Raw genomic sequence first — 24,870 nt, forward strand, 5'->3', positions numbered from 1 at the left:
ATCTTATTTGCTGTGCTAAACTGGATTCAATATTTATGTTGTATTTAGAAATAGAAAGCATCTCAAATTTCAAAAATAAAATACTTTCTTAATCCATCATCTAACTTAAACTGATTAAAGATCTAATCTCATGACTCGAATCTCAATCAATAATTTATATTCAAAAACCTACATTTGTTGGATTTTCTGACATAAAAAACAATCCTGTTGGTCATTAGTTCATCAATAGCACATAGGTTTTAATAAGATATGCCATAACTGTTTATAGGGAAATATATATGAAAATGGTTCAAGCTCTCACAATAACTACTTTATTCGCACTTTCGATGCCTGCTTTAGCAAAGCAAGTTGTATGTGTTTTTGATCCGGTTGGTAAAGCAGGTGATGCATATGCCCTAGCTAAAGATTATGCACTTGAAGCAAAAAATTGGGGTGCTGATATAGATTTAAGAGCCGTTACTGACGAAAGGCTCGCCGCAGAAGACTTAAAAGTGGGTAAATGTGATGGTGCCATTATCAGTGGTTTACGTGGTCGCCAATTTAATAAATATATTGGCTCCTTAGACGCGATCGGCGCATTAACGGATATGAAAACAGCCATTTCAGCCTATAAATTATTATCTTTACCCCGAGCAGCGGAAAAGATGATCAATGGCCCTTATGAAATTGCAGGATTAGGTACAATTGGCCCAGCATATCTATTTGTAAATGATAAAGATATCAATACATTAGCCAAAGCTGCTGGTAAAAAAATTGGGGTGTTCCGTTATGACGAAGCGCAACCAAAATTGGTTCAACAAGTGGGTGCACAAGCTGTTTCTGTTGATGTCACCAGTGCAGGCGCTAAATTTAACAATCATGAAATTGATATCCTTCCTGCACCTGTTGTTGCATTTAAACCTTTTGAGCTTTATAAGGGCTTAGGAGAAAAAGGCGGCATCGTAAAATTCCCACTGACTCAAATTTCGGCCAATTTTATTATTCGAAAAGACAAATTCCCTCAAGGCTTTGGACAAAAATCTCGAACTTGGGTCGCAAGCCAATTGGGTAGAACATTTAGCATCGTAGCCAAATATGAAAAAGAAATTCCTGCAAAATATTGGATGAATATCCCTGCCAATGAACAACTGAACTATATCAAAATGATGCGTGAATCTCGTATTGCACTGACTAAATCAGGTATTTATGATCCACAAATGATGAATTTCCTCAAAAAAGTTCGTTGTAAAGAGAATCCGAGTAGTTTTGAATGTTCATTGAATGATGAATAACGCTTTTCATTTATTCGGGTGTTTCACTTCGTTGAGGTGAAACACCTTATTTCATTACTTAATCTGCTTGAGCATATGTTTGGCAACTGCATGATTTTGATTACCCGCCAAATTCTGCAAAATTCGTTTGGCTCGATCTTGCGGATTAGAAAAACGCTGACTATAACTTGGCACATTGGTTAAACATCTTGCTACCAATACACCTGATTCAGCATAGACATTAATTCCACTTGTTCCATGCAAACGCCCATAATTATAAGCACGTTCAGCATTGTTACAGGCATTGATCTGATTTTGTCCACGTCCTAATTCTTTGCGCGCTGAAATATATAATTGCATCTGTTGTGACTGCGGTGTCGTTATTGTTTTTTCAGGCTGAGGCTTTTCTTTCATTTCCTCTGTAACTGCGGCGACTGGCTTTTTTTCTTCCACAACTTTAACAGGGGCAGTTTTTGCCACGCTGTTAACAGTAGCATTTTTTGAATTGTTCGTTTTTATATCAGTGCTTTTTGCATCACTGCTTTTTGAATGACTATTTTTAGATTTCTTTTCTTGGACAACTACCGCCATATTGCTTTTGTTGTTATAGAATTTATTAAGCTCATCCAAAGATAAAACTTTGGTTTGTAAATTTACAACTCTGGTTCCTGTTTGATCGAGTTTACGTTCAGATAAAGGTTCGATGGATACATACCATTGCTGACCATTACTTTCAGTACATTGGTATGTACCGATCCCCTGTTTAACACTGCTATAAGTATTTAATAATTTTTTTGCCCAAATATCCTTAACAGAACTCATTGTGCTTTTTTGCACTTGAGAAAAATGACCACCTTTGGCGCTACAATAACGGCTTAAGTAACTTTTCGGTGTTAAAGACTGCACCTGCTGATCGCTTTGTTTTGATCCCCAATCATAAACATATTCTTTAGATGGGCTATTATTTTCATTAATATTGTGCTTATCAATGAGTTCTTGAGCAGAAGCATATTGTTTAAAAGCATCTGATGTTGATGTATTCATGGTTGTACAACCCTGCAATACAAAAGCGCCCCCACCCAAAAATAAGAATGTTTTTAAATTCACCGGACATTTCTCAATTATATTTATGCATAAAAATATCTTAAAATGCCCAAAACAACAAACTTATTACATTGAATTTATTGACTATTTATCGAAATAAAGTGATAAGAGAATCACATAAAAAATGATTAGAGATAATCAATTAAGTTAAAACTTAAAAAGCTCTATCTAGACATCTATTCCACTGCCATTTTTATACGACATGTGAAAAAATATAAAAAGCCTGCCAAGTGTTGATACGGCTTGGCAGGCTTTTAGGTCAGATTATTACCAAATGGTCACGCGTTTATTGGCAGGTAAATACATTTTATCGCCCTGCTGAATATGAAAAGCATCATAAAATGGTGCTTGATTTAGCAAGGTAGCATTGCCACGAACTTTATCAGGTGAATGCGGATCTCTTTTTAAGAATTCAACTTGCATTGCATCAGTAATTTTAGAACGCCATGCTTGTGCCCAACCAATATAAAAGCGTTGTTCACCTGTTAAATTATCCAACACTGGCGCAGCCTTGCCATTTAAAGACAGTTGATAAGCTTTATAAGCAATCGCCAACCCAGAGTTATCAGCAATATTTTCGCCTAAGGTTAACTCACCATTGACATGATAACCTTTGATTGGCTCATAAGCGTTATATTGAGCAACCAAGGTATTGGTTTTTTCTTTAAATTTTCGATGGTCTTCTGCCGTCCACCAATTTTTCATATTGCCCAATTCATCAAACTGACTGCCTTGGTCATCAAAGCCATGACTGATCTCATGTCCGATAATTGCCCCAATCGCACCATAGTTCACTGCATCATCGGCATCCATATCAAAGAATGGAGGTTGTAAAATTGCTGCTGGAAAGACAATTTCATTTAATGAAGCGTTGTAATACGCATTGATGGTTTGCGGTGTCATGCCCCATTCATCACGATCAACAGGCTTGCCCAATTTATTCAAGGCATATTGATGTTCAAATTCACGTGAACGGATCACATTTCCAATCAAGTCATTATTTTTGATTTCTAAAGCAGAATAATCACGCCATTTGTTTGGATAACCAATTTTCACCGCAAAACTTGCTAACTTTTTCTGCGCCTGAACTTTCGTGGTTGGGCTCATCCAATCCAGTTTGTCTATGCTTTGTGAGTAAGCTTTCATTAAGTTTTGCACCAAGACTTCCATGCGTTGTTTTTTCTCAGCAGAAAAATACTTTTTCACATAAATCTGGCCCAAACTTTCACCTAAAGTTCCCTCAACCAATTGCACACCGCGCTTCCAACGTGGTTTCTGTTCCTTGATTTCTCTGAGCTGTTTGCTATAAAAATCAAAGCTGTTATCGACAAAAGCTTGACTAAGCAATGATGAAAAATCACTGACTAAATGAAATTTAAAATAAGCTTTCCAAACCTCTAGTGAGGTATTGTCAACAATTGGGCTTAACCCTTTGAAGTAACTTGGTTGAATGACTTGTATGGTTTTAATCTTATCGGACAATTCTTGTTTTTCTAGATAAGTTTGCCAATCAATTTTTGGACTAAGTTTGGCTAAGTCTTGTGTTTTATAAATATTATAGAGCTTTGTTACATCACGGTTTTGAACATTACTCCATTGTATCTTGGCGATTTGCGTTTCTAATTTTAAAATCCCTTGCGCATGCTGGGCGGCTTGCTTGTCTCCAGCTAGGCTTAAAGTTTTTTCAATATACTTTAAATATTGCGAACGGATTTTCTTAAATTTGGCATCATTTTTTAAATAATAATCACGATCAGGTAACCCTAAACCACTTTGCCCAAGCATTGCCACCATTTCAGTTGAGTTTTTCATGTCTTGGTCAATACCCACATCAAAAGGGCTGGTTACACCAATACGTGAAAAATGTGCGGCCAATTGCGCAATATCTTTTTTACTTTTCAATGCATCAACATTGGTAATTTCCGCTTGAATCGGCTGAATACCCAATGCTTCAATACTTTTTTCATCCATAAAATTGGCATATAGACTTGCCACTTTTTGCTCTGAACTTCCTTCCACCAATTGCTGTTTTGAAAGCTCATCGACAATATCATGCAATTGTTTTAATGATTCTTCATGCAAAATATCAAAAGTTCCCCAACGTGATTTATCCGCAGGAATTTCGGTATTTTTCAGCCATCCTCCATTTACATGTTGATAAAAATCATCATTTCCTTTTACATTTTGATCAAAATATTGATGATCAATCCCCGATTTTTTTTGATCTTTCACAATAGCTGAAGTGGTTTGAGTGATTTGCCCTGTTGTTTCAGCCCATACTGGTGCAGATGACAACATGATTGCAGATGCTAAAACACTTTTTACAAATCCAAGTTTCAAAGCGATATCCTCAATTCTATTTCTAAGGTTTGAATTTAAAACAATAATAGTAATCTTGAGCTCAGACTTTATGTGTAGCAAAAATGCAATGATTCACTGATTTTGTTTTAAAGATAGAGTTTCAAAGCATAAATTATTCCAAAATAGCTCAAACATTCAAAATATATAAATCCACTTATTTAGTTGGAGCTTTAGCAAGTCAACCTATAAATTAAACGAGCAAATTTAAAATATGTTTTAAACGGATATTTTCTGCATCCTGCTTATAGACTGCATAAATTGGTGCAATACACGGCGTATCCGCTTTAAGCGCTTTGTAAATAATTTGCTTGTTCCAAAAATCTCGAATGGCCTCTGGAACAATCGACAAACCAATCCCTGCTGCAATCAAATTTAAACTCGACGTTAAACGTGGGGCTTCTTGAACAATCTTTGGACTAAATCCAGCCTGATAACAGCTGGCCAAAATATTATCAAACAAGTCTTGTCCTGCTAAACGGCGATACAGTACAAAATCATAAGGCTCTAAATCAAGTAATTGGATGGCATCTGGATGTTCAGCTAAGGGGTGATTATTGGGCAGTGCCACAATTAAAGGCTCATCAAGTACATGCAAACTGGTGAGTCCCAAACCAATCGGCGCAGGCTTACGCAAAAAAACGATATCGTTCTTTTCATTGATAATCGAATCAATCAATGAGCTACTGCCATCTTCTTCCAAATGAATAGACACCGCTGAAAATACTTCACGAAAATTACGCAGTAAAGCAGGCAAAAAGGAATGTAAGCCGACTGAGTTGGTAAAACCAATATTGATTTGCCCTTCCAAACCTTTAGAAATATTTTGCACACGTTTGGGAATAGCTTGTGCATGCGCAAGTATGGTAAGTGCCTCTTGGTATAAGGCCTTACCCGCTTCAGTTGCTTCTACGCCACGCGGTAAACGCTTCAATAAATCTGTGTCTAATTCATCTTCTAAGTTTTTGATAATTCGTGTTAAAGGCGGTTGCTGCATATTCAGACGTACCGCTGCCCGAGAAATATTACTTTCCTCAACCACAGCCACAAACGCATTAAGCTTATGAATATCAATCATCTTTTCGCCTCAATATCGATCTTTTCATTTTTATCGTGCTAATTCACGTTTAAAGCATACTTTTTAGGTATGAATAACAGCAAAAATAGCATTTTTCTTTATGACTCAACAAGCAGATAATCACATTCAAGCCAAGTAGATCACAGCAAATTGAAGAGGTCTAAATGAATACTGAAGCAATCCCAATGGAACAATCCATGACCACACCCAATTGCAAAGCATTATTTTTAGGCTTTATGAAACTTGGCCTCATGGGATTTGGTGGGGTACTCCCTCTCGCACATCGTTTAATTGTAGAAGATCAGAAATGGTTAACATCTGAAAAATTTACCGACTTGTTGGGTGTCTGCCAAATCTTACCCGGTGGAAATATTGTAAATATGGCAGTGGCGATTGGTTATGACTTTGCTGGAGTAAAAGGTGCGATTAGTGCGGTATTTGGTCTTATGCTGGCTCCGACCATTATTGTTATCTCGTTGTACCAGTTATATAGCAGTTTTCAAGATATCCCAATGGTGCAACACATGATTCAAGGTTTAGCTGCCGCTGCTGCGGGTCTACTGTTTGCTACAGGTTTTAAGATGTTAAAACCAATTATGAAAAGTAAGCTGACCTATTTCACCATTATCTTGACCATTATTTTTATGCTGTTGATTAAATTGCCCTTGGCACTGACGCTGTTGATTTTAATTACCGTGAATATGGCAGTTTTAGCATTTAATCAAACTAAAGTGACTCAGGAGTAAAATAAGATGTATGTTCTCATCGCATTGACTTTAGTGTTTACTCAACTGTCTTTATTGGCCTTTGGTGGCGGGAATGCGATCTTACCTGAAATGCGACATCAGGTGGTTGTGATTCACCAATGGATGACTGCTGAGCAATTCAGCTCTATGTTTGCAATGGCACAAGCTGCACCAGGTCCAAACATGATGATTGTTCCCTTGGTGGGATGGCATGTCGCAGGGCCTATGGGATTGATCGTGACGTCTTTTGCAAAGTTTGGTCCGTCTTCAATCATCACCATTTATGCACTTAAATTTTGGAATAATTTTAAAAGTCACCCACTTCGGGCGAAATTTGAAAAGGCGTTAAAACCTATTACAGTCGGTTTGGTTTTAGTCAGTGCTTGGATTATTGCCCAAGCCTCTGCTCAAAATATTTTACTGATTGCAATCGTCTCCATCACTATTTGCCTAAGTTTGTTTAAAAACGTTCATCCAGTTTGGTTAATGGTGATTGGTGCTGGTACAGGTGCTTTAATTCTGTAGATATTGATCAAGACCACCTACACAGGTTCATTCATAAAAATTCAGTCAAGACATCTCCCTCCCTCTAAGCCATGTATCACACAAAGCAAAGAGGGAGAAAACTTATAATGTAATCTGAGATTTAAATCGCGACTGCTCTATATAGTTTGATTTATCTATTTTACTGCTGGTTTTCTAAATCACGTTCTCGGCAAGAAAGCTCATAATATTCTGCTGTTGGTAATGCTTTCAGTTTAAAACCATAATAGTTACTGGCATCTGATTCTACTTTGCTTAATGAGCACTGGTTGGTTTTGGCAAATTGAGTCAAGAGTTTCATATCACTCTTTTTAGCTAAAACAGCTCCCCAACCCTCACTGACACAACATCCAGCATACTGTGTCATATATTCGTCTGATAGCAGTGCAACCGTTTGTCCCATAAATTGAAGCGGTTTTTTTAATTTATATACATCATTATAGTCATTTCTTGAAATATCCGGTTTTTTATTGATTAGCCCCTGCTTTTGCATCTTTTTAAAGCTTGGAAACTGTACAGATGCCTCGCCCATTCCTCTATACACTGTTTCCTCTACCGCAGCATGGCTGCTCATGGCAGCCGCCGTAATCACTAAACCCAATAGATACTTTTTCATATTTTTCTCATTCATCACTGAATACAATTTTTATTACAGTTAAGTCTGTTAAATTAAGACTAAAGCCGTATAAATTCAACTTAAAACTGCAACTAGAGCATGTTATTTTACATGAAATAAATCATAAAATTTAAACAAAAGGTGTAAAAATGTCTAAACAAATTCTAATGTTAGTGGGTGATTATGTTGAAGATTATGAAACCATGGTTCCTTTTCAGTTCCTCACTGGATTGGGCTATAGTGTTCATGCAGTCTGCCCTGATAAAAAAGCTGGCGATACAATCGCAACAGCGATTCATGATTTTGAAGGTGAGCAAACCTATAGTGAAAAGCGTGGTCACAACTTTGCAATTAACTATGACTTTAACCAAGTCAACAGCGAAAACTATGTCGGTTTAGTGATTCCGGGTGGCCGTGCACCTGAATATTTACGTATGAATGATCGAGTAATCGAAATTGTTCGCGAGTTTGATGCGATTAAAAAACCAATTGCCGCTGTTTGCCATGGTGCGCAACTGCTTGCCGCAGCCGATGTATTAAAAGGACGCTTATGTTCCGCTTATCCTGCATGTGCCGTAGAAGTTAAACTCGCAGGTGGACAATATGCAGATATTGCGGTCACTGAAGCAGTTACAGATGGACATCTGGTAACAGCGCCAGCATGGCCAGCACATCCTGCTTGGTTAGCCCAATTTGTTAAAGCGCTTGGTGCAACGATTACTTTATAAAATTTAAAACTGTCTAAGCTAAGTTTTCCGCTGAGAGAAAACTTAGCCTTATACAACAGTGAAACTTTAAAAATGTTTAGGCTACATAAAGCCCCATCAATGTTGCGTTTTTTAACGCTGTATCTCAGCAAAGCGTTTTGCGCTGTGCAATAATTATTTATAGAATTTTATGTTCAAACAATAGGTTAGTATCAAAGTGGAAATCATTGAATTACTCCAACCCGTTACCTTAAATAAAGATAATTTAGAACCAATTACTATTGAAACTGGGACTTTATTAAAGGTACTGATGGTAAACCCATCCTCATATCTTGTTGGTGATGAATCAGGTATTTCTTTTCTGGTTAATTTTTCAGAAGAAAACCGACAATGGAAAAAAATATAAGCTTTCAATTCGAGATCAGAATAAGGTTCAGTCAATAGTTAATCACAATGATAAATAAAATATAAACTTCTTATTTTACAATTTATTAGTGTAAATTTACACTTAAACACAACACCATCACTTAACAAATTATAATTAAAAATCATATATTTAAAATAAAAAAACCAACTATATCTTGTATTTATATCACCAATAAAAAGTTTAAAAATTATGTTCTATTTGTATCTTTTTGTATTCTTATTGATAATAATAACGATTCTTATTTACCAATTTCTATTCTTATGGACAATCTACGTAAACAAACGGCATTAAACATTGCAATAAAATCAATTCTTATTTGCAGTGCTATTTCCCATAGTGCTTTTGCACAAGAGCAAAAAAGTAATGAAGCGAATACTTCAGTACTCCCAACCATTACAGTTAAAGCAGATGCTCAGGATGAAAAAACTGAGGGAAGCGGAAGTTTTAAAGCAAAATCTTCAAGAAGCTCATCAAAATTAAAATTATCTTTAAAAGAAACACCACAATCTGTAAGCGTCGTCACCCGTGAACAAATTGAACAACGCGGGCTGACCATTTTGGATGATGTTCTTGCCGCAACACCAGGCGTTACCGCGACTAAAAATGACAGTGAACGTTCTAACTACTATTCCCGTGGTTTTCAAATTACCAATAGGCAAATTGATGGTATGCCTGTAGGAGACAATGCTCCCCGCTTTGATAGTTTTTTCTTTGACCGAGTTGAAGTGATCAAAGGTGCTTCTGGTTTAACTGGTTCAACAGGCAGCCCTTCTGCAACCATCAATATGGTACGTAAGCGTCCTGAAAAAGAGTTTAAGGGCAATGTCAGCTCAACTTATGGCTCATGGGACAATACCCGTGTAGAAGCCGATGTATCCATTCCACTAACTCAAGATGGCAGTGTTCGAAGTCGATTCATGGCAGCGTATACCGATAAAGAATCCTATAAGGATCGTTATAAGCTCAAGTCCACAGCCGCAATGGGGATTATCAGTGCAGATTTAACCCCAACAACAACAGCCTCAGTCGGATTTCAATATCAAGACAACGATCCTAAAGGCTCAACGTGGGGTACAGTGCCATATTTCAATGCTGATGGAAGCAAAGCAAATTTTCCGCGAAACTTTAGTTTATCTGCGGACTGGAGTTCAATTGCTAATACCGATAAAACCGTTTTTGCTGATATTGAACATACTTTTGCCAATGACTGGCTGGTTAAAGCAGCGATTGCCCACAGCACCTCGGATAATAGTTGGATGGTGGCTTATGGTGGTAGTGGCTTTCCAGACCCAAGCACAGGAAAAGGGCTGAGTCTATGGACCAGTGTTAGCCCTTATGCTGAAAGTAAAAAACTCAATATTGATTTGTATGCCACAGGGCCATTTCAGTTGTTAAATCGCCAACATGATTTAATTATTGGTTATAGTGGTTTTAAAAGTGAAAATACCTCATTGAATGTAAAAAGCAATCTCGAGTATCCAGCAGCTATACCTGATTATCGTAATTGGACAGGTAATATTCCAAAACCAACCTATGAGAAAACTGGAGCTGGAAGTACCAATACCACAGAGCTTTACGGGGTATATTCAACTTTACGTTTAAATCTAGCTGACCCACTTAAGTTAATTTTGGGCGCACGTTATAGCTCGTATGACTATAAAGTTGACAAGTGGGATCCTAATGCCCCTGTTTCTCCTACAAAGCCACGTAACTTTGATCAATTGGTGCCTTATGCGGGGATTTTGTACGATATTAATGATACTTATACAGCCTACACCAGTTATACCAATGTATTTAATCCGTCCACTAGACGAGATCGTTTCGGCGATTATCTAGATCCTGAAATGGGAAGCACCACTGAGCTAGGGATTAAAGCGGATCTATTGGATGGTAAGTTATTGACCAGTGCTGCTCTATTTTGGTCAAGTGTCAAAGACCTTGCGGTAGAAGATGTTGAATATCGTGATGGTGTAAAAAATGGCACTATTCCAAAAGTAGATGAGATGGATACTGCATATATGTCATCGGGCAAAGGACTTAAAGTCAATGGTATTGAGTTAGAAGCCATTGGAAAGTTACAGGAAAATTGGAATCTTAGCTTCGGCTATACCTATGTAAATAGCGTAAGTTCTGCAAACGCCAATGCTTTAAGCAATATTCCTCAAAACCAAGTAAAGTTATTTAGTAGTATTACTCTTCCAGAAAATCTTTGGACAGGTTCAGAAAAGCTAACATTAGGTGGTGGATTGAATTGGCAAAGTGAAATTTCACAAAAATGGGGGGGAGCACCTGCAAATGCCTATAACGGTGGTGTAGTCACACAAAAGGCCTATGTATTGGCCAATGCTTTTGCCAGTTATAAGTTAAGTGATGAGCTGACTGCAAGTGTGAATATCAATAACTTATTTGATGAAAAATACTATTTAAATGTAGGTTTCTATAATGGTGTTTATTGGGGAGAACCACGTAATGTGACTTTCACCTTAAGAGCTAAATTTTAATAAAATATAAAGCCAAGCATGAGCGTATAATTAAAAGCGCTCATACTTGCAAGTATTCTCAGCAATGCTTTGGCTGAATTGAATGGATCATAATGAATTAATGGCTAATGATAGAATCAGTCCACCCACTAAAAGGATTTTCAAACTCTTGCCATTTTTCTGCGCCTAGCGTCATTTCATCATCGTTTAATAAACAAGCATCAAATTGACGAATAAGTTCAGATTGATCCATCTGCATCCCAATCAACACGATTTCTTGTCGTGCATCACCAGTTTGAGCATCCCAGCTTTGTTGAATTACGTCTCGACTTTGTTGATCTGTAGGCCAATGTTCATCTGGCACTGCTGCCCACCAATATCCAGCAACGCCATGGCGTGCCATCGCCCCTGCTTGAGACCAAGATCCAGCAAACTCAGGATTCGAGGCTAACCAAAAAAAGCCTTTGGAACGAATCACGCCTTTCCATTCGGAGTTGATAAAATCAAAAAACCGTTTTGGGTGAAATGGTCGGCGCGCTCGATAAACAAAATTATTGATTCCATATTGCTCTGTTTCAGGCGTATGCTCACCTCTTAATTCCTTTAACCAACCCGGAGCTTGTGCCGCTTCGTTAAAATCAAACAGCTGGGTATTTAACACCCGATCAAGATTCACCTTGCCAAACGCAGAAACTTCAATTTTTGCTCTTGGGTTTAAAGACTGCAAAATGCCAAATAATTTTTCCTGCTCGTCTTGATCAATCAAATCTGTTTTATTCAATACAATCACGTCACAAAACTCAATTTGATCAATCAGTAGATCAACAACATTTCGCTCATCTTGTTCACCTAATGATTCACCGCGCGCTTGTAAGCTATCCAGCGAACTATAATCTTTTAAAAAGTTATAAGCATCGACCACGGTCACCATTGTATCTAAGCGGGCAAACTCATTGAGAGAAATCCCATTTTCATCTTCAAAGGTAAACGTTTCTGCAACAGGGAGTGGTTCAGAAATCCCTGTAGATTCAATCACCAATTGATCAAAGCGCTGATCCTGTGCTAATCGGCGTACTTCAACCAGTAAGTCTTCTCTTAAGGTACAGCAGATACAACCATTACTCATTTCAACTAACTTTTCATCCGTTCTTGAAAGCTCAGCACCACCCTCTCGAACTAAAGCGGCATCAATATTGACCTCCGACATATCATTTACAATCACTGCAATTTTTCGGCCTTCACGATTGTTTAAGATATGATTGAGTAAGGTGGTTTTTCCAGCCCCTAGGAATCCAGAAAGCACGGTGACGGGAAGTTTTTGCGGAGTGGCTAAAAGAGTATTCATTGGCATTCTCACTTTATATTTTTGTGTTTTCATATCGAGATCGACATGAAAATACTGACTGAATAACTCCAAACAGATTTCTTTAGAGTTAAATTTTAGCTGTGCTTGCACATACATTTTCAACGCTGCAATTTGATGATTCGGCTTTAATCATTCGGTGATGATTACAGCGTTTATTAAATTGCTATAAATCTAAGCTAAGGATTGAAAAGCATTAGGTTTTAACCTGTTTAATAGCGGATACATATGTGTCGCTTGAATTTCTCGTATTAAAAGTTGTCTGATGTCACGGATGAAATTTGACTTCATGGCGATTCACTCACTTTTTTATTGTTGCCAATTAAAGCGTTATTGATACATGGTGATGAGCTATAGCGATGGTCTGCCCCCCAAGTACGAAAACCTGCACTATCAATATGAATCTGTCCTGATGCATAGACGCCTAAGCCCATGTGAAGTTCCTCACCAGAATCCAGCCAAAATTGACATAATTTTGCTTTGCGCTCTTGAATCATCAGCTGTTGGTTTAAGTCCGGATTTTCATCACCAATACGAAAATCTAATGCGGCATTAAAAATATGTTTGGAGGAAGCAGCGCCTTTTGCACACTGATTAAGCTTGAAATTTCGATAGACAGAAGTCACGCTAAACTGGGTTAAAATTTTTTCATCCACAAGACGATTTAAAATTTTTAATGTTGGCACAATATTGCTCCACAGCTCTTGTGGCGGAACTTCAAATTCAGATGCATCACATTGTTGCCAATCTCTGGCTGTCTGTAAAAATTCAAAAGTAGGAATATAAGCAGAAATACCTTGTTGCTTTAAAAAGTGCTGATAAGCCTGAACTTTTTCAGCATTTGCTGGCTCACTGAGCCATTTTAAATAAGCAGGCGGCAGATTTTTTTCTTGTTTTAAAATACCTTGCTGCTGAGGAAAGTCTGCCTTTAATGGCACTTGTGGTGACGCTTGCTGAACTGTACGCATAGCATGAATTGTATTTGAGTTGTTTTGACTACATGCAGAAAGGCAGAGTATGAATCCGATCAAATATTTTTTGTTCATCTCAATTTGCAATGATCTCATAGCGTAAATTTAACTCAGATGAGTAGTGTTGATTAATATTGTTATGTTATAACATAACAATATGTATTTCAACTTAAGCTATTCCCCCTATGAATCTTGTTCTTCCAGATGTTTCGGCTGAATCCTCACTCACAAGAAACTATTACTACCCACTCGATTGGGTCGGTATGGAAAAAATCGCGCTTCCGCTTTATCTCGAAAATAGTCTTTGCCAAAGCCAAGTGAATGCTTATGTCAGTTTGGATGATGTGTTTGCCAAAGGTATTCATATGTCTCGCTTGTATACCCGACTTTTGAAATTGAGCACGATCAAAAATTTAGCGCTACTTGATATTAAAGACGCTTTATTGGATTTCTTAGCCAGCCATAAAGATTTATCAGCACATGCCAAAATCGAAATTCATAGTGAGCTTTATATCGAGCGCCCTGCCTTAGTCAGCCAATTGTCTGGCTGGAAAAGCTATCCTTTTGTGTTGTCCTGCCAGCTTTTAAAAGATGATTTTTATGCTGAATTAAAAGTCGAAATTCCCTATTCATCTACTTGTCCTTGTTCCGCAGCACTTGCCAGAAACATCATTCAACAAAGATTTGCATCCGCATTGGAAAATCAAGAGATTCAGTTAGACCCACAAGAAATCCTCAGTTGGCTAAATAGCACAGATGCAATTGCAGCAACGCCTCACAGCCAAAGAAGTTTTGCTCAGTTAAATTTCAAATTAGATCAAAACATTCAGTATATCCCACTGATTTTATTTATTAATCAGGCTGAACAAGCCTTGATGACACCTGTACAAACAGCGGTAAAGCGTATTGATGAACAAGCCTTTGCTGTTGCGAATGGTCAAAACCTGATGTTTTGTGAAGATGCATTAAGACGCTTGTATGCCACATTTATCCATCATCCCAGCATTCTAGGCTTTAACTTTAAAGTGATTCATGCAGAAAGTTTACATGCTCATGACGCAGTTGCTCAGGGCGCTTGGCAATGGTAATGCCTTATCTTAACCACCCTCATTGTTTAACTTATTTAAAATGGTCTAGTCATGCTTAGAAAAAACCCATCTGGTGATCTCCCTGTTATCGATCAATCAGCCTATGTTGACCAAACAGCGATTATTTGCGGAAAAGTCATTATCCATGCCAATGTATTTATTGGGCCTTATGCAGTGATCAGAGCAGATGAAACCAATGACGCGGGTGATATGGAACCCATCATCATTGGTGCAAATTCCAATATTCAAGATGGAGTGGTGATTCATTCCAAAGCGGGGGCAGCAGTGATCATTGGTGAAAATTCTTCAATCGCGCATCGCTCTATTATTCATGGTCCCTGTGAAATTGGACATCATGTTTTTGTTGGCTTTAACAGTGTGTTATTTAATTGCACAGTGGGTCATCACAGCGCGATTCGTCACAATGCAGTGGTTGATGGTCGTGATTTACCCGATCATTTTTATGTACCTGCAATGAGTTATATCAATCCCAAAACCGATTTAAAGCAATTTCCACCCATTGATATTTCAATCAGTGAGTTTTCAGAAAGCGTTGTCAGTACCAATATCAAACTGGTTCAAGGCTATAAGGCATTGCACAATGAGTTTTAAAAATTCGCCCAATCTTATTATTCGTAATGCCAATATTGTCAATGAAGGCAAGCAGTATTATGCAGATGTACTGATTCGACATGGACGGATTGAAAAGATTCATCCTAATATTACAGGGGCTTATCATGCGAAAAATATAGATGCTGAAGGTTCGTGGTTAATTCCTGGCATGATTGATGACCAAGTTCATTTTCGAGATCCCGGCGCAGCGCATAAAGGCAATATTGCTTCGGAATCAATGGCAGCAACGATTGGTGGAATCACCAGCTATATGGATATGCCAAACACCAATCCAGCCACCTTAACTCTAGACGCTTTGACCCAGAAAAAGCAGATTGCAAAACAACATAGTCGGGCCAATTATGCTTTTCATTTTGGAGTTAGTGCGCATAATTTAGATATTATTGAACAGCTTGATCCCAAATCAATCAGCGGTGTTAAAGTTTTTATGGGCGCTTCTACGGGTGATATGCTCGTCGATGATCCTAAAGTTTTGGAACGCTTATTTGCAAATGTTCCAACGGTTTTATTGACTCATTGCGAGTTTACCCCTGCTATTAAAGCCGAAGAAAATTTCTATTTTCAAAAATATGGGGAAAATATTCCAGCAGAAATTCATGCGCAGATTAGAAATAAACATGTCTGCTTTGAAAGCTCAAAATTGGCTGTATCTTTGGCCGAGAAATATGCCACACAGTTGCATGTTTTACATATCACCACCGCGAAAGAGCTGTGTTTGTTTAAAAATCTGCCTTTAAATCTAAAACATATCACAGCAGAAGTGTGTATCCATCATCTCAGTTTTGATGATGCTGATTATGCTACTTTGGGCCACTTAATTAAATGTAATCCCGCCATTAAAACCCAGCAAGATAAAGATGCTTTGATTAATGCCCTTGCGAATAGTAATCGCTTGGATATTATTGGTACTGACCACGCCCCACATACTTGGGATGAAAAACACCAGTCATATTTTTATGCTCCTTCTGGCCTGCCTTTGGTACAACATGCGTTGCCTGCACTGATGGAACTGGTTGCAGCAGGTAAACTGAGTATTGAAACATTGGTTCAAAAAACTGCACATCAAGTGGCAGACCTATTTAGGATCAAAGACCGTGGTTATATTCGAGAAGGTTACTGGGCTGATTTAGTGATCCTTCGAGAAAATCAGCAACACATTGCAGTGAAAGATCAAAAAAACTATATGAAATGCAATTGGACACCATTTATGCATAAAACATTTGCTTATGAGGTCAGCACCACAATTGTTTCGGGGCAACTTGCTTGGCATCAACAACAGCTGTTTTTAAATTGTCAAGGACAACAACTTGAAATTAATCGTTAACATAGCAAGTAACGAATAAATGGCATGAATTTATTGCAAACTTTTGATATTTAAATTTATATTTTTTAAGTTTAAAAATCATTCATCACGACAAATGTTTAATGATTTTGATTCAATGGGAGAATTTCCACCGAAAGGACTCCCAATATTCGTTTAAACCTGATTGACCTCAACTTTAACGTTATTTTTCATCTTGCTTTTACCCGACTATAAGCCTAAAGTTAACTTTAATGTCAAGCGGAAGCCAGTAAAATGAACATTAGCGAGTTATCCAAACAAAGTGGTTTAAGTACCCCAACGATTCGTTATTATGAACAAATCAAACTGCTTCCCAAGGCAAAACGCAAATCTAATGGTTATCGTGAATATAGCGACAATGACCTCAAACAATTATTTTTAATTCAGCAAGCGCAACAAGTTGGATTTTCATTGGCTGAAATCAAAGCTTTCCTGCCTTCAAATGTAGGCAAGTGGGATCATAATATTCTGATTGGGCGACTTGAAAGTAAAATCAAAGATATTGAAGATCTAGAACAAAAGTTGTTGATCAGTAAGCAAAACCTACGCAGCATGATCACTGCAATCAATAGTAAGCCTGACGAAATCACCTGTGAAGAAAACGCCAACCGTTTACTGAATCTGTATTATGCCAATGATAAAGTTTAAACATCTTTAGCTTATCGCTAAATCGTAAAAGCGATTGAGCTTAAATCTCACTTTAAGCTCATGATTGTGCATAGGTCATTGATAAGTGATCTATAATATTCAAACCTTGGAGTCTGCAAAAAGATTGATCAGTATTCTCATCATTACTTTAATGGGTGATCATCCCTAAGCATCAAGTAAAGCATCTTCGAGCCGCAGTACAGTCTGTCAGATCTAATCCAACATCTGAACAAATCACTGTACTTAAGCTGAATGTGAATACTCACGCATACGTTTTTTATACTGACGTGTGCGACATGTCGTTTCTGTCTGTTGTACTATCAAGGCCCATAAAGGTGAAACCTTAGGATTCGGTGTTTTCCCACGACTAAGTTTCTGTAACTGGAATTTGACTGTTGCCATATTGGCAAGTGAAGCTAAGGTTTTATTTTCCCAGTGAATTGGTTTCAATTCAGGTGCGATATTCTGACCTTGTTTCCATTCGTTGGGTAAGTTAGGGTCGATTGCTAAGGCTGTTGCAATCCCCACCATATCGATCCCACTGTCAATGACTTGTTCTGCAACGGGTTTGCGACGAATACCACCAGTCACCATAATCGGCATATGGGCAACCTTGCCAATCTCTTGAGCAAACTCTAAGAAATAAGCTTCACGCGCCAAAGTCCGACCATCTCTAGCTTGACCTTGCATAGCAGGTGCTTCATAACTGCCACCTGACAATTCAACCAAATCAACTGACAGATCATTTAACATTTTAACCACTTGCTGCGCATCTTCAGCACTAAAACCACCACGTTGAAAATCGGCCGAATTCAGTTTAACAGCAACTGTAAATGTTGATGACACCACTGCGCGTACTGCTTTGACAATCTCAATCAAAATACGTGCACGATTTTCCAATGAACCGCCCCATTGATCTTGACGTTGGTTGCTTAAAGGTGAAAGGAACTGACTGAGTAGATAGCCATGAGCTGCATGAATTTCTACACCAGTAAATCCAGCCTTTTCACCCAAACGTGCGGTATTGGCAAAACGTTGAATCACTTCGTCAATCATGGCTTGAGTCATTTCAATTGGAGTATTAAAACGATCTGACATTTTACCTAAATCTAAAGCCACAGCAGAAGGTGCCCACGTTGGCTGACCTAAATTTGACTGCATTTGGCGACCTGGATGGTTGATCTGCAACCATGCTTGCGCGCCTTGAGAACGTGCGATTTGCGCCCAACGTTTGAAGTGCGCTAAATGCTGTTCATCTTCCAAGACCACACCACCCGGTCCTGTCATCGCACGACGATCCACCATCACATTACCTGTAATGATTAAACCGACACCACCATCTGCCCATGCCTGATACAAACGCATGAGCTCTTCTGATGGTGCATGATTGAGATCTGCCATATTCTCTTCCATCGCAGCTTTTGCAATACGATTTGGAATCTGAGTACCATTGGGTAAAACTAATTTTTCAAAGACGTTCATTTTTATAGCCTCATAGAGTATGGACTTACTTTAAGATTAAAGCTCACTTTAATGTCAATCCTTTTTTCGCATTTAATTTTTATTATTTTAAGAACTAATTTTATTCAAAGGCTTACATCATAATAAGATAATAACCACCTGATACTTTAATAAAAAAAGAGGCTGCAAGGCCTCTATTGATATTCTGTTTTAGATCAAACGACAACTGTTCACTCGCGAATAAAAGCCAATAAATCTGGATTAATTACATCGGCATTGACAGTTAACATACCGTGTGAATAACCTTTATAGGTTTTTAATCGGCCATTTTGAACCAGTTTGGCAGAAAGTACCCCTGAGTTTTCATAAGGTACAATTTGATCATCATCCCCATGCATGACTAAAACAGGTACTGAGATTTTTTTCAAATCTTCGGTAAAGTCAGTCTGTGAAAATGCAACAATTCCATCATAATGCGCTTTTGCTCCACCCATCATGCCCTGTCGCCACCAATTCAATACGACGGGCTCTGAAGGTTGAGCATCTGGTCGATTAAAACCATAAAACGGTCCCGCAGGTAGATCATGATAAAACTGAGCACGGTTTTTAAAAAGCTGATTCTGTAAATCATCAAAGACTTCTTTGGCTAAGCCTTGCGGATTTTTTTCCGTTTTCAGCATAATTGGAGGTACAGCACTGACCAATACGGCCTTGGATACATTTTCCTCACCATGACGTGCAATGTAGTGAACAACCTCACCACCACCAGTGGAGTGACCAATATGTACTGCGTTTTTAATGCCCAAGTGTTTGACCACTTCTGCAACATCATCGGCATAGTGGTCCATATCATGACCATCCCAGACCTGACTTGAACGTCCATGTCCGCGACGATCATGTGCAACCACACGAAAACCTTCATTTAAAAAGAACAATAACTGAGAATCCCAGTCATCCGAGCTTAATGGCCATCCATGATGAAAAAATAATACTGGGGCATCTTTCGGTCCCCAATCTTTATAAAAAATATCAACACCATCTTTTGTCGTAACATATGCCATGTTAATTTCTCCTGTGTATGATTTACACTTTGAATAACTTATTGCTGTTCTCATTTATGTCAGTAAATTACAATGTTTGATACGATTCGTATGGACCGTCATTCTATACTAAGGTTAAAGTTAACTTTAAGGTCAATGCTTTTGGTGATTTTCTGATAGCAGAAATGTAAATCTATAAAAAATAAAAATACACAAATATCAGGATTTATTATTGAAAGAAAACAGCTTTATTTTTTTATATAGGATTGTTGAGGCTTTATGTCGTTACATGATTTAAACCATTACAGGTTTTCTGTTCAAAGCTTCAACGACAACCCACACTATTTTTTATCAGTATAAAAATGAATATAAAAAAGCCAAGACTGGTTTAAAAATCTTGGCTTTAACCTGTTGCAAGGGGCTTAGACAATATGAAGTTGGTTTTTATTTCTTTTTAGGTTTCAATATTTTTCGCAATAATTTAACCCATAAACTCCACTCACTATTTTTCTTGTCAGCTGTAAAATGATTCTCAACTTTATCAAATGCGTCTTCAATATAGGCATCGTGCAACCAACGAATTGCTAAGGCCCATTTTAAAGTCGCTAAACCTGTTGTTTTCATATCAATAATATGTGAAATTTCTGTTTTGTTGGGGTCTAATTCATTAATGCTAAATCTGTGAAAACCATTAAAACCGGTTAAGTCAAACTGAAAAGTGATTGATTTTTCGGGCTGATAATCTGTCACAGAATATCTGATTGGTCCATGCCCACCTTTTGAACCCACACTTAATCCATTGTCCAACTTCATGGCTGGCCATTTGTCTGTTGCTAACATTAAATCATTATCTGTTGACAAAGTCCTGAATAACTTAGCAATTTCAGCCTTTGATTGCTGAATTTCTCTTTTATGGATATTAATTACTTTCATTTTTCCTGCTCAATGGTCATGTTTGTTTGTCAGGTTATTGTTGTTGATAAAATGAAGCACAACTATCAAATATACGAAACTGTGTAAAAAATGCAAGTAAGCATTATTATTCACTTATTTACTTATAATCAGTATAGCTCTTACGAAATTAAGCTTCGGAATGATTTTTAAATATGGTTAAGCTTTATCAGGAATCAAACTTTGATCATTGCATAGAAAGAAGAGTATGAAAATCAAGTTTACACTGCCACGCTTTGTATTTTTTATTGGTATAAAAAAGCCAAGACTGGTTTAAAATCTTGGCTTTAACCTGTTGCAATGGAAGTTAGGCGATACGATATTTTGCCTCTTCAGGAATACGCTGTAATGCCTGACGCTGTTTTTTAAAATAAGGTAAAACATGTTCGCCAAGGCGATAAGCTTCTTCTAAATGTGGATAGCCCGCCAAGAAAAACAGATCAATTCCAATACTGTTATATTCTTGAATCCGCTCGATAATCTGCGAATAACTTCCCACTAAAGCAACACCTGGTGGAATACCAATATAGCCAAAGCCTGACCAAACATTGGGATGAATAAAGAAATCATCGACGTTTTTACTGCCTGCTTTTTCACTATATTCTTTTTCAAAACTCAATACACGTGCCGATCTCAAACCTGCATGTGCAGCAGACGCATGTAAGCGTTGTTTTTCAGCAGCTTCATCCAAATAACGTTGTGCCTCTGCCAACGCTTCTTGTTCACTACGGCGTGCAATCGTATCAATGGATAAGCCGAATTTAATATTATCCCGCCCATATCTCGCAGCACGTTTGCGCACATCTGCAATCAATTCAGTAATTTCACTGGGTTTTTCAGCACGCATTAAATAATAATCAGCATGCTTCGCACCAAACTCACGGGCAGCCTCAGACGATCCTGCCGTACAAATAATCGGTAATTCAGCTTTATTCAGAGGATATTTTAAACCACCACCTTCAGCAGAATAATATTTGCCCTGGTAATGGAATGATTCATTATACCAATAGCCTTTCACCACATCTAAAAATTCAGTCGCACGGATATAACGGTCATCGTGCGGAGTAACATCCCCAACTTGGCGCTGAATAACCTCAGAGCCGCCGTTGATAATATTCCAAACCAACCGATTCCCTGTGGCACGCTGATACGTTGCTGCACTTTGTACTGCATTATAAGGACTAAAATGATAAGGCTGGAATGCAGTCACAAAGTTTAAGCGTTTGGTTTCTCTTGCCAATAAGGAACACACTGTCCACGGTTCTTCACCTGTAGGTGCATTCACCATCAGCGCGCCTGCAAAACCATTGATTTCAGCCGCGCGAGCCACTTGGCTAAGATAGTCGATATAGGTAAAGTCATCACCAACTTGGTAATTTGATGTTGCACCAGTATTTTCTACACCTGCGACACGTGACCAATCACCACGATTGCGTGGATCACCTGCTAAGTACTCTGCTTCACCATGCAGTGGTAGACGGGTAAAAAATTCAATTCCCATGATGTTCTCCGTATAACTTAGAATTTAGCAGTTAGAGAAACACCAACTTGACGTGGGTTTCCATAAGTTAAAACATATTGTCCAGCGGGCCCATTTGGACGGCCATGTACTTGATATTCTTCATTCAATAGGTTTTTAACGTAAGCATTGACTTGGTATTTGTTATTTGCGCTATGGTAGCCAACATTGGCATTCCATAAGGTATATGCTTTTTGGCTTAAGATTGGATCTACCGAATAGTCTTGACGGTTTACAAGGAAAAATTCACGGTCACGATAGCTGGCATCTGTACCTACAACAACACGAGCACCATCATTGAGATTAAAGGTATATTCTCCACCCAGACCGACGGTGTATTTTGGCGAACGGACTAGACTGTTGCCTGTATTATCTGCATTAACTACATTGGTTACCGGGTTTTTATCGACGAAATCGGTATATTCGCTGTCAAGATAAGCACCAGCAAAACGTAAACGTAGATTTTCAGTCACTGAATAATCTAATTCTAATTCAGCGCCTTTAACTTCAGCTTTTGGTCCATTGGCGAGAACCGAGGTCACCCCACCACCTTGTCCCTCTGTTGCAACCAGTAAATTGGTTTGAATATCTTTATAGTCATAATAAAAAATATTGGCATTTGCGATTAAATCTCCGTCCAATAACGTAGATTTTAAACCAAGTTCATAACTATTTAAGTATTCAGGATTCACGTCGGCAAGTTGGGTTAAACTGCTGGATAAACCAGTGTTAAATCCACCTGAGCGGAAACCGCGTGCAAATCTGAAATAAGTATTTAAATTAGGATTAATTTCATATTCTGGGGTGATGTCATAGGTCAACTCATTCCAAGTTTTATTGCGACTTGTTGACCCATTTGCATTTGGGGTTGGGTTATAAACAGCATTGCTATAACCATCTTTTTTCCACCAACTGCCTTTTGTATAGTCTCCCGTTGTGATCTGAGTCAGATTGAGATCAATATCTTTTTCTTCACTGGTCCAACGTAAACCACCTGTCACTTTAAATTTATCTGTAAATTTATAGGTACTGTTACCAAAAAGTGCAAAGCTTTGAGTGGCTTGGTTATAGGTTATATCTCTAAATGCTGGCGTAGATGCAGTTTGAGAAGCAGCGCCATTTGGCAATGTTTTATTGACACGTGCACTGACTCCAGTGGAATCTAAATCCTCATTAAAATAATGAAATCCTGCAATCCAGCTTAAGCGTTTTTCAGCATCAGAAGCGATACGGAACTCTTGGCTATATTGACGCCATTCATTATCACTATAGCTTCGTGCGACATCATAAGGGGTGTAATCACCATCTGAAATCGACTTTTGTGTGGTCTTATCAAAGGCAGTAATCGAAGTAAAGCTATATCCGCTCCCCAAATCTCCAGTTAAGGTTAATGACGCACCATCATGCTGAATCTTATTGTTTTCATCTAAATCTAAATTGGTGTCTCGTCCTTTAGGTCTTTCATAAATACCCCAGTATTTACCCACACTTAAGGAACCATTACTGCCTAAACCATTATAAGTTTGGCTGTGTAGATTGACCAAGGCATCCCATTCATCATTGATTTTGCCTAGCACTTGGAAACGAAAAGATTTTTTATCCACGTTGCCATAATCTTCACCGTTGGCAATATTCTTTGCATATCCGTCACGGTCTTCAGAGTAAAAAGCCCCGCGCACCGCAACATTTTCCGAAATTTTGCCGTTTGCAGCACCTTCAAATGTCGTAGGTTATGATCCCCTAAACCAATGGTTGCATATCCATTGGGTTTATCTGAAAAATTAGGCTTTTTAGAAATATAATTGACTGCACCCGCAGTGGTGTTTTTCCCATAGAGCGTACCTTGTGGACCACGTAAAACTTCTATACGCTCTAAATCAAACAAGTCACCTGCACCTGCAACTGGCGCATTTAAATAAACCCCATCTGCATACACGCCAACAGGAAATACTGTCGATGCAGCCACATCTCCCGTACCTAGACCACGAATATACCAACGTGGACGACTATCCCCATCTGGGTTTTCAGCTGCAGCATTTGGCGTATAGGTTAAAACATCCCCAATAAAAGTAGAACCTTTCGCAGCCAAGTCCTTACCCGAAACAGCAGTAATTGCAGTGGGAACTTTTTGAATATTTTGCGCCCGATATTGTGCAGTGACGATCACATCACTTAATTTTTTGACATCTTTGGCTTTTTCAACCTGTGCTTGTTGTGCTGGTGTAGTCTCGATCTCTTCATTTGCAATAGCCAGTGTTGAAACACTCGCCGTTACGCCCCACATAGCAGTTAAAATACTCTGCCTAATTTTTGTAACCTTAAACATGCTGACTCCATTTAAATAAATCTATTCTTGTTATTGGCAACTTTTGTGCCATTCCATTTATTTAAATATTTTCAAAGTGTTATATAAAAAATCATAAAAAAATTATTTATTTTTGCTGATAGATAGACATTTTTAATTGTCGTATTGTTGTTATTTCAACATTTTGCTGTTTTTTATTTTTAATGATATCTACTAAGAATAAATTTATAAAAAGCCATA

The 24,870-nt window shown here is 38.1% G+C and carries 20 protein-coding genes and 1 pseudogene; 10 read left to right on the plus strand and 11 right to left on the minus strand.

Annotation, left to right across the window (positions count from 1 at the left end; all coding sequences use genetic code 11):
- The first annotated feature begins 284 nt into the window (after positions 1-284).
- Positions 285-1,271 (plus strand): putative solute-binding protein, encoded by a 987-nt coding sequence (locus tag ACZ5QH_RS16890; protein WP_303576425.1) that lies wholly within the window; start codon positions 285-287, stop codon positions 1,269-1,271.
- 54 nt (positions 1,272-1,325) lie between these two features.
- On the opposite strand, the gene ACZ5QH_RS16895 is transcribed toward ACZ5QH_RS16890, so the two are convergent.
- From ACZ5QH_RS16895 to ACZ5QH_RS16905, 3 genes are all read right to left on the minus strand, one after another.
- The gene (locus ACZ5QH_RS16895; RefSeq protein ID WP_303576339.1) at positions 1,326-2,357 is read right to left on the minus strand and encodes a hypothetical protein; all 1,032 of its coding nucleotides are present in this window, start codon (positions 2,355-2,357) and stop codon (positions 1,326-1,328) included.
- A gap of 264 nt (positions 2,358-2,621) precedes the next feature.
- Entirely contained in the window at positions 2,622-4,694 is a 2,073-nt protein-coding gene (locus tag ACZ5QH_RS16900) for a M13 family metallopeptidase (RefSeq protein WP_034610740.1), read from the minus strand.
- 211 nt (positions 4,695-4,905) lie between these two features.
- Positions 4,906-5,790 (minus strand): LysR family transcriptional regulator, encoded by an 885-nt coding sequence (locus ACZ5QH_RS16905; RefSeq protein ID WP_004717443.1) that lies wholly within the window; start codon positions 5,788-5,790, stop codon positions 4,906-4,908.
- A gap of 164 nt (positions 5,791-5,954) precedes the next feature.
- On the opposite strand from ACZ5QH_RS16905, the gene ACZ5QH_RS16910 reads away from it, so the two are divergent.
- The gene (locus tag ACZ5QH_RS16910; RefSeq protein WP_004717445.1) at positions 5,955-6,536 is read left to right on the plus strand and encodes a chromate transporter; all 582 of its coding nucleotides are present in this window, start codon (positions 5,955-5,957) and stop codon (positions 6,534-6,536) included.
- 6 nt (positions 6,537-6,542) lie between these two features.
- Positions 6,543-7,061, plus strand: coding sequence for a chromate transporter (locus ACZ5QH_RS16915; RefSeq protein WP_303576340.1), 519 nt, complete (start codon positions 6,543-6,545; stop codon positions 7,059-7,061).
- Positions 7,062-7,221: 160 nt separating this feature from the next.
- Here the strand turns inward: ACZ5QH_RS16915 and ACZ5QH_RS16920 are convergent, their stop codons facing one another.
- On the minus strand, positions 7,222-7,695 hold the full coding sequence (locus ACZ5QH_RS16920; protein WP_303576341.1) for a hypothetical protein: 474 nt from the start codon (positions 7,693-7,695) through the stop codon (positions 7,222-7,224).
- Positions 7,696-7,844: 149 nt separating this feature from the next.
- Between ACZ5QH_RS16920 and ACZ5QH_RS16925 the strand changes: the two genes are divergently transcribed.
- The 3 genes from ACZ5QH_RS16925 to ACZ5QH_RS16935 all read left to right on the plus strand — a co-directional run bounded on the left by ACZ5QH_RS16925 (position 7,845) and on the right by ACZ5QH_RS16935 (position 11,330).
- Complete coding sequence (locus tag ACZ5QH_RS16925; protein WP_303576342.1) at positions 7,845-8,423, plus strand: DJ-1/PfpI family protein; 579 nt, start codon at positions 7,845-7,847, stop codon at positions 8,421-8,423.
- A gap of 196 nt (positions 8,424-8,619) precedes the next feature.
- The gene (locus ACZ5QH_RS16930; protein WP_004823360.1) at positions 8,620-8,808 is read left to right on the plus strand and encodes a hypothetical protein; all 189 of its coding nucleotides are present in this window, start codon (positions 8,620-8,622) and stop codon (positions 8,806-8,808) included.
- Positions 8,809-9,089: 281 nt separating this feature from the next.
- A complete protein-coding gene (locus ACZ5QH_RS16935; protein WP_303576343.1) occupies positions 9,090-11,330 on the plus strand; it encodes a TonB-dependent siderophore receptor in 2,241 nt (746 codons plus the stop codon).
- 97 nt (positions 11,331-11,427) lie between these two features.
- On the opposite strand, the gene zigA is transcribed toward ACZ5QH_RS16935, so the two are convergent.
- On the minus strand, positions 11,428-12,654 hold the full coding sequence (gene zigA / locus ACZ5QH_RS16940) for a zinc metallochaperone GTPase ZigA (protein WP_303576344.1): 1,227 nt from the start codon (positions 12,652-12,654) through the stop codon (positions 11,428-11,430).
- A 305-nt stretch (positions 12,655-12,959) separates the two neighbouring features.
- Positions 12,960-13,718, minus strand: coding sequence for a D-Ala-D-Ala carboxypeptidase family metallohydrolase (locus ACZ5QH_RS16945; RefSeq protein WP_303576345.1), 759 nt, complete (start codon positions 13,716-13,718; stop codon positions 12,960-12,962).
- 110 nt (positions 13,719-13,828) lie between these two features.
- Between ACZ5QH_RS16945 and folE2 the strand changes: the two genes are divergently transcribed.
- The 4 genes from folE2 (at position 13,829) to ACZ5QH_RS16965 (ending at position 17,354) form a co-directional block, all read left to right on the plus strand.
- Positions 13,829-14,731 (plus strand): GTP cyclohydrolase FolE2, encoded by a 903-nt coding sequence (gene folE2, locus ACZ5QH_RS16950; protein ID WP_303576346.1) that lies wholly within the window; start codon positions 13,829-13,831, stop codon positions 14,729-14,731.
- Between the two features lie 51 nt (positions 14,732-14,782).
- Positions 14,783-15,343, plus strand: coding sequence for a gamma carbonic anhydrase family protein (locus ACZ5QH_RS16955; RefSeq protein WP_004717461.1), 561 nt, complete (start codon positions 14,783-14,785; stop codon positions 15,341-15,343).
- A complete protein-coding gene (locus ACZ5QH_RS16960; RefSeq protein WP_034610714.1) occupies positions 15,333-16,688 on the plus strand; it encodes a dihydroorotase in 1,356 nt (451 codons plus the stop codon). Before ACZ5QH_RS16955 ends, ACZ5QH_RS16960 begins: the two co-directional genes overlap by 11 nt.
- A gap of 252 nt (positions 16,689-16,940) precedes the next feature.
- Positions 16,941-17,354, plus strand: a complete 414-nt coding sequence (locus ACZ5QH_RS16965; RefSeq protein ID WP_239045150.1) for a MerR family transcriptional regulator — start codon at positions 16,941-16,943, stop codon at positions 17,352-17,354.
- Between the two features lie 243 nt (positions 17,355-17,597).
- Here ACZ5QH_RS16965 and ACZ5QH_RS16970 read toward each other — a convergent pair whose 3' ends face one another.
- The 5 genes and pseudogenes from ACZ5QH_RS16970 to ACZ5QH_RS16990 form a co-directional block, all read right to left on the minus strand.
- Positions 17,598-18,836 (minus strand): NADH:flavin oxidoreductase/NADH oxidase family protein, encoded by a 1,239-nt coding sequence (locus ACZ5QH_RS16970; RefSeq protein WP_303576347.1) that lies wholly within the window; start codon positions 18,834-18,836, stop codon positions 17,598-17,600.
- A gap of 209 nt (positions 18,837-19,045) precedes the next feature.
- On the minus strand, positions 19,046-19,876 hold the full coding sequence (locus ACZ5QH_RS16975; RefSeq protein WP_004717468.1) for an alpha/beta fold hydrolase: 831 nt from the start codon (positions 19,874-19,876) through the stop codon (positions 19,046-19,048).
- 423 nt (positions 19,877-20,299) lie between these two features.
- Complete coding sequence (locus tag ACZ5QH_RS16980; protein ID WP_239045148.1) at positions 20,300-20,788, minus strand: SRPBCC family protein; 489 nt, start codon at positions 20,786-20,788, stop codon at positions 20,300-20,302.
- A 325-nt stretch (positions 20,789-21,113) separates the two neighbouring features.
- A complete protein-coding gene (locus tag ACZ5QH_RS16985; RefSeq protein WP_303576348.1) occupies positions 21,114-22,307 on the minus strand; it encodes an LLM class flavin-dependent oxidoreductase in 1,194 nt (397 codons plus the stop codon).
- A 17-nt stretch (positions 22,308-22,324) separates the two neighbouring features.
- Positions 22,325-24,651, minus strand: a pseudogene (locus tag ACZ5QH_RS16990) (TonB-dependent receptor).
- Positions 24,652-24,870 lie beyond the last annotated feature (219 nt).

The sequence above is a fragment of the Acinetobacter sp. Ac8 genome (genome assembly GCF_055392545.1).

What these genes read in the sequence shown, in the direction of transcription:
- ACZ5QH_RS16980 (WP_239045148.1), bottom strand. Translation starts at nt 20,788, where the DNA reads ATGAAAGTAATTAATATCCATAAAAGAGAAATTCAGCAATCAAAGGCT.
- ACZ5QH_RS16925 (WP_303576342.1), top strand. Translation starts at nt 7,845, where the DNA reads ATGTCTAAACAAATTCTAATGTTAGTGGGTGATTATGTTGAAGATTAT.
- ACZ5QH_RS16955 (WP_004717461.1), top strand. Translation starts at nt 14,783, where the DNA reads ATGCTTAGAAAAAACCCATCTGGTGATCTCCCTGTTATCGATCAATCA.
- ACZ5QH_RS16905 (WP_004717443.1), bottom strand. Translation starts at nt 5,790, where the DNA reads ATGATTGATATTCATAAGCTTAATGCGTTTGTGGCTGTGGTTGAGGAA.
- zigA (WP_303576344.1), bottom strand. Translation starts at nt 12,654, where the DNA reads ATGAATACTCTTTTAGCCACTCCGCAAAAACTTCCCGTCACCGTGCTT.
- ACZ5QH_RS16915 (WP_303576340.1), top strand. Translation starts at nt 6,543, where the DNA reads ATGTATGTTCTCATCGCATTGACTTTAGTGTTTACTCAACTGTCTTTA.
- ACZ5QH_RS16945 (WP_303576345.1), bottom strand. Translation starts at nt 13,718, where the DNA reads ATGAACAAAAAATATTTGATCGGATTCATACTCTGCCTTTCTGCATGT.
- ACZ5QH_RS16960 (WP_034610714.1), top strand. Translation starts at nt 15,333, where the DNA reads ATGAGTTTTAAAAATTCGCCCAATCTTATTATTCGTAATGCCAATATT.
- ACZ5QH_RS16935 (WP_303576343.1), top strand. Translation starts at nt 9,090, where the DNA reads ATGGACAATCTACGTAAACAAACGGCATTAAACATTGCAATAAAATCA.
- ACZ5QH_RS16920 (WP_303576341.1), bottom strand. Translation starts at nt 7,695, where the DNA reads ATGAAAAAGTATCTATTGGGTTTAGTGATTACGGCGGCTGCCATGAGC.
- ACZ5QH_RS16910 (WP_004717445.1), top strand. Translation starts at nt 5,955, where the DNA reads ATGAATACTGAAGCAATCCCAATGGAACAATCCATGACCACACCCAAT.
- ACZ5QH_RS16965 (WP_239045150.1), top strand. Translation starts at nt 16,941, where the DNA reads ATGAACATTAGCGAGTTATCCAAACAAAGTGGTTTAAGTACCCCAACG.
- folE2 (WP_303576346.1), top strand. Translation starts at nt 13,829, where the DNA reads ATGAATCTTGTTCTTCCAGATGTTTCGGCTGAATCCTCACTCACAAGA.
- ACZ5QH_RS16985 (WP_303576348.1), bottom strand. Translation starts at nt 22,307, where the DNA reads ATGGGAATTGAATTTTTTACCCGTCTACCACTGCATGGTGAAGCAGAG.
- ACZ5QH_RS16970 (WP_303576347.1), bottom strand. Translation starts at nt 18,836, where the DNA reads ATGAACGTCTTTGAAAAATTAGTTTTACCCAATGGTACTCAGATTCCA.
- ACZ5QH_RS16975 (WP_004717468.1), bottom strand. Translation starts at nt 19,876, where the DNA reads ATGGCATATGTTACGACAAAAGATGGTGTTGATATTTTTTATAAAGAT.
- ACZ5QH_RS16890 (WP_303576425.1), top strand. Translation starts at nt 285, where the DNA reads ATGGTTCAAGCTCTCACAATAACTACTTTATTCGCACTTTCGATGCCT.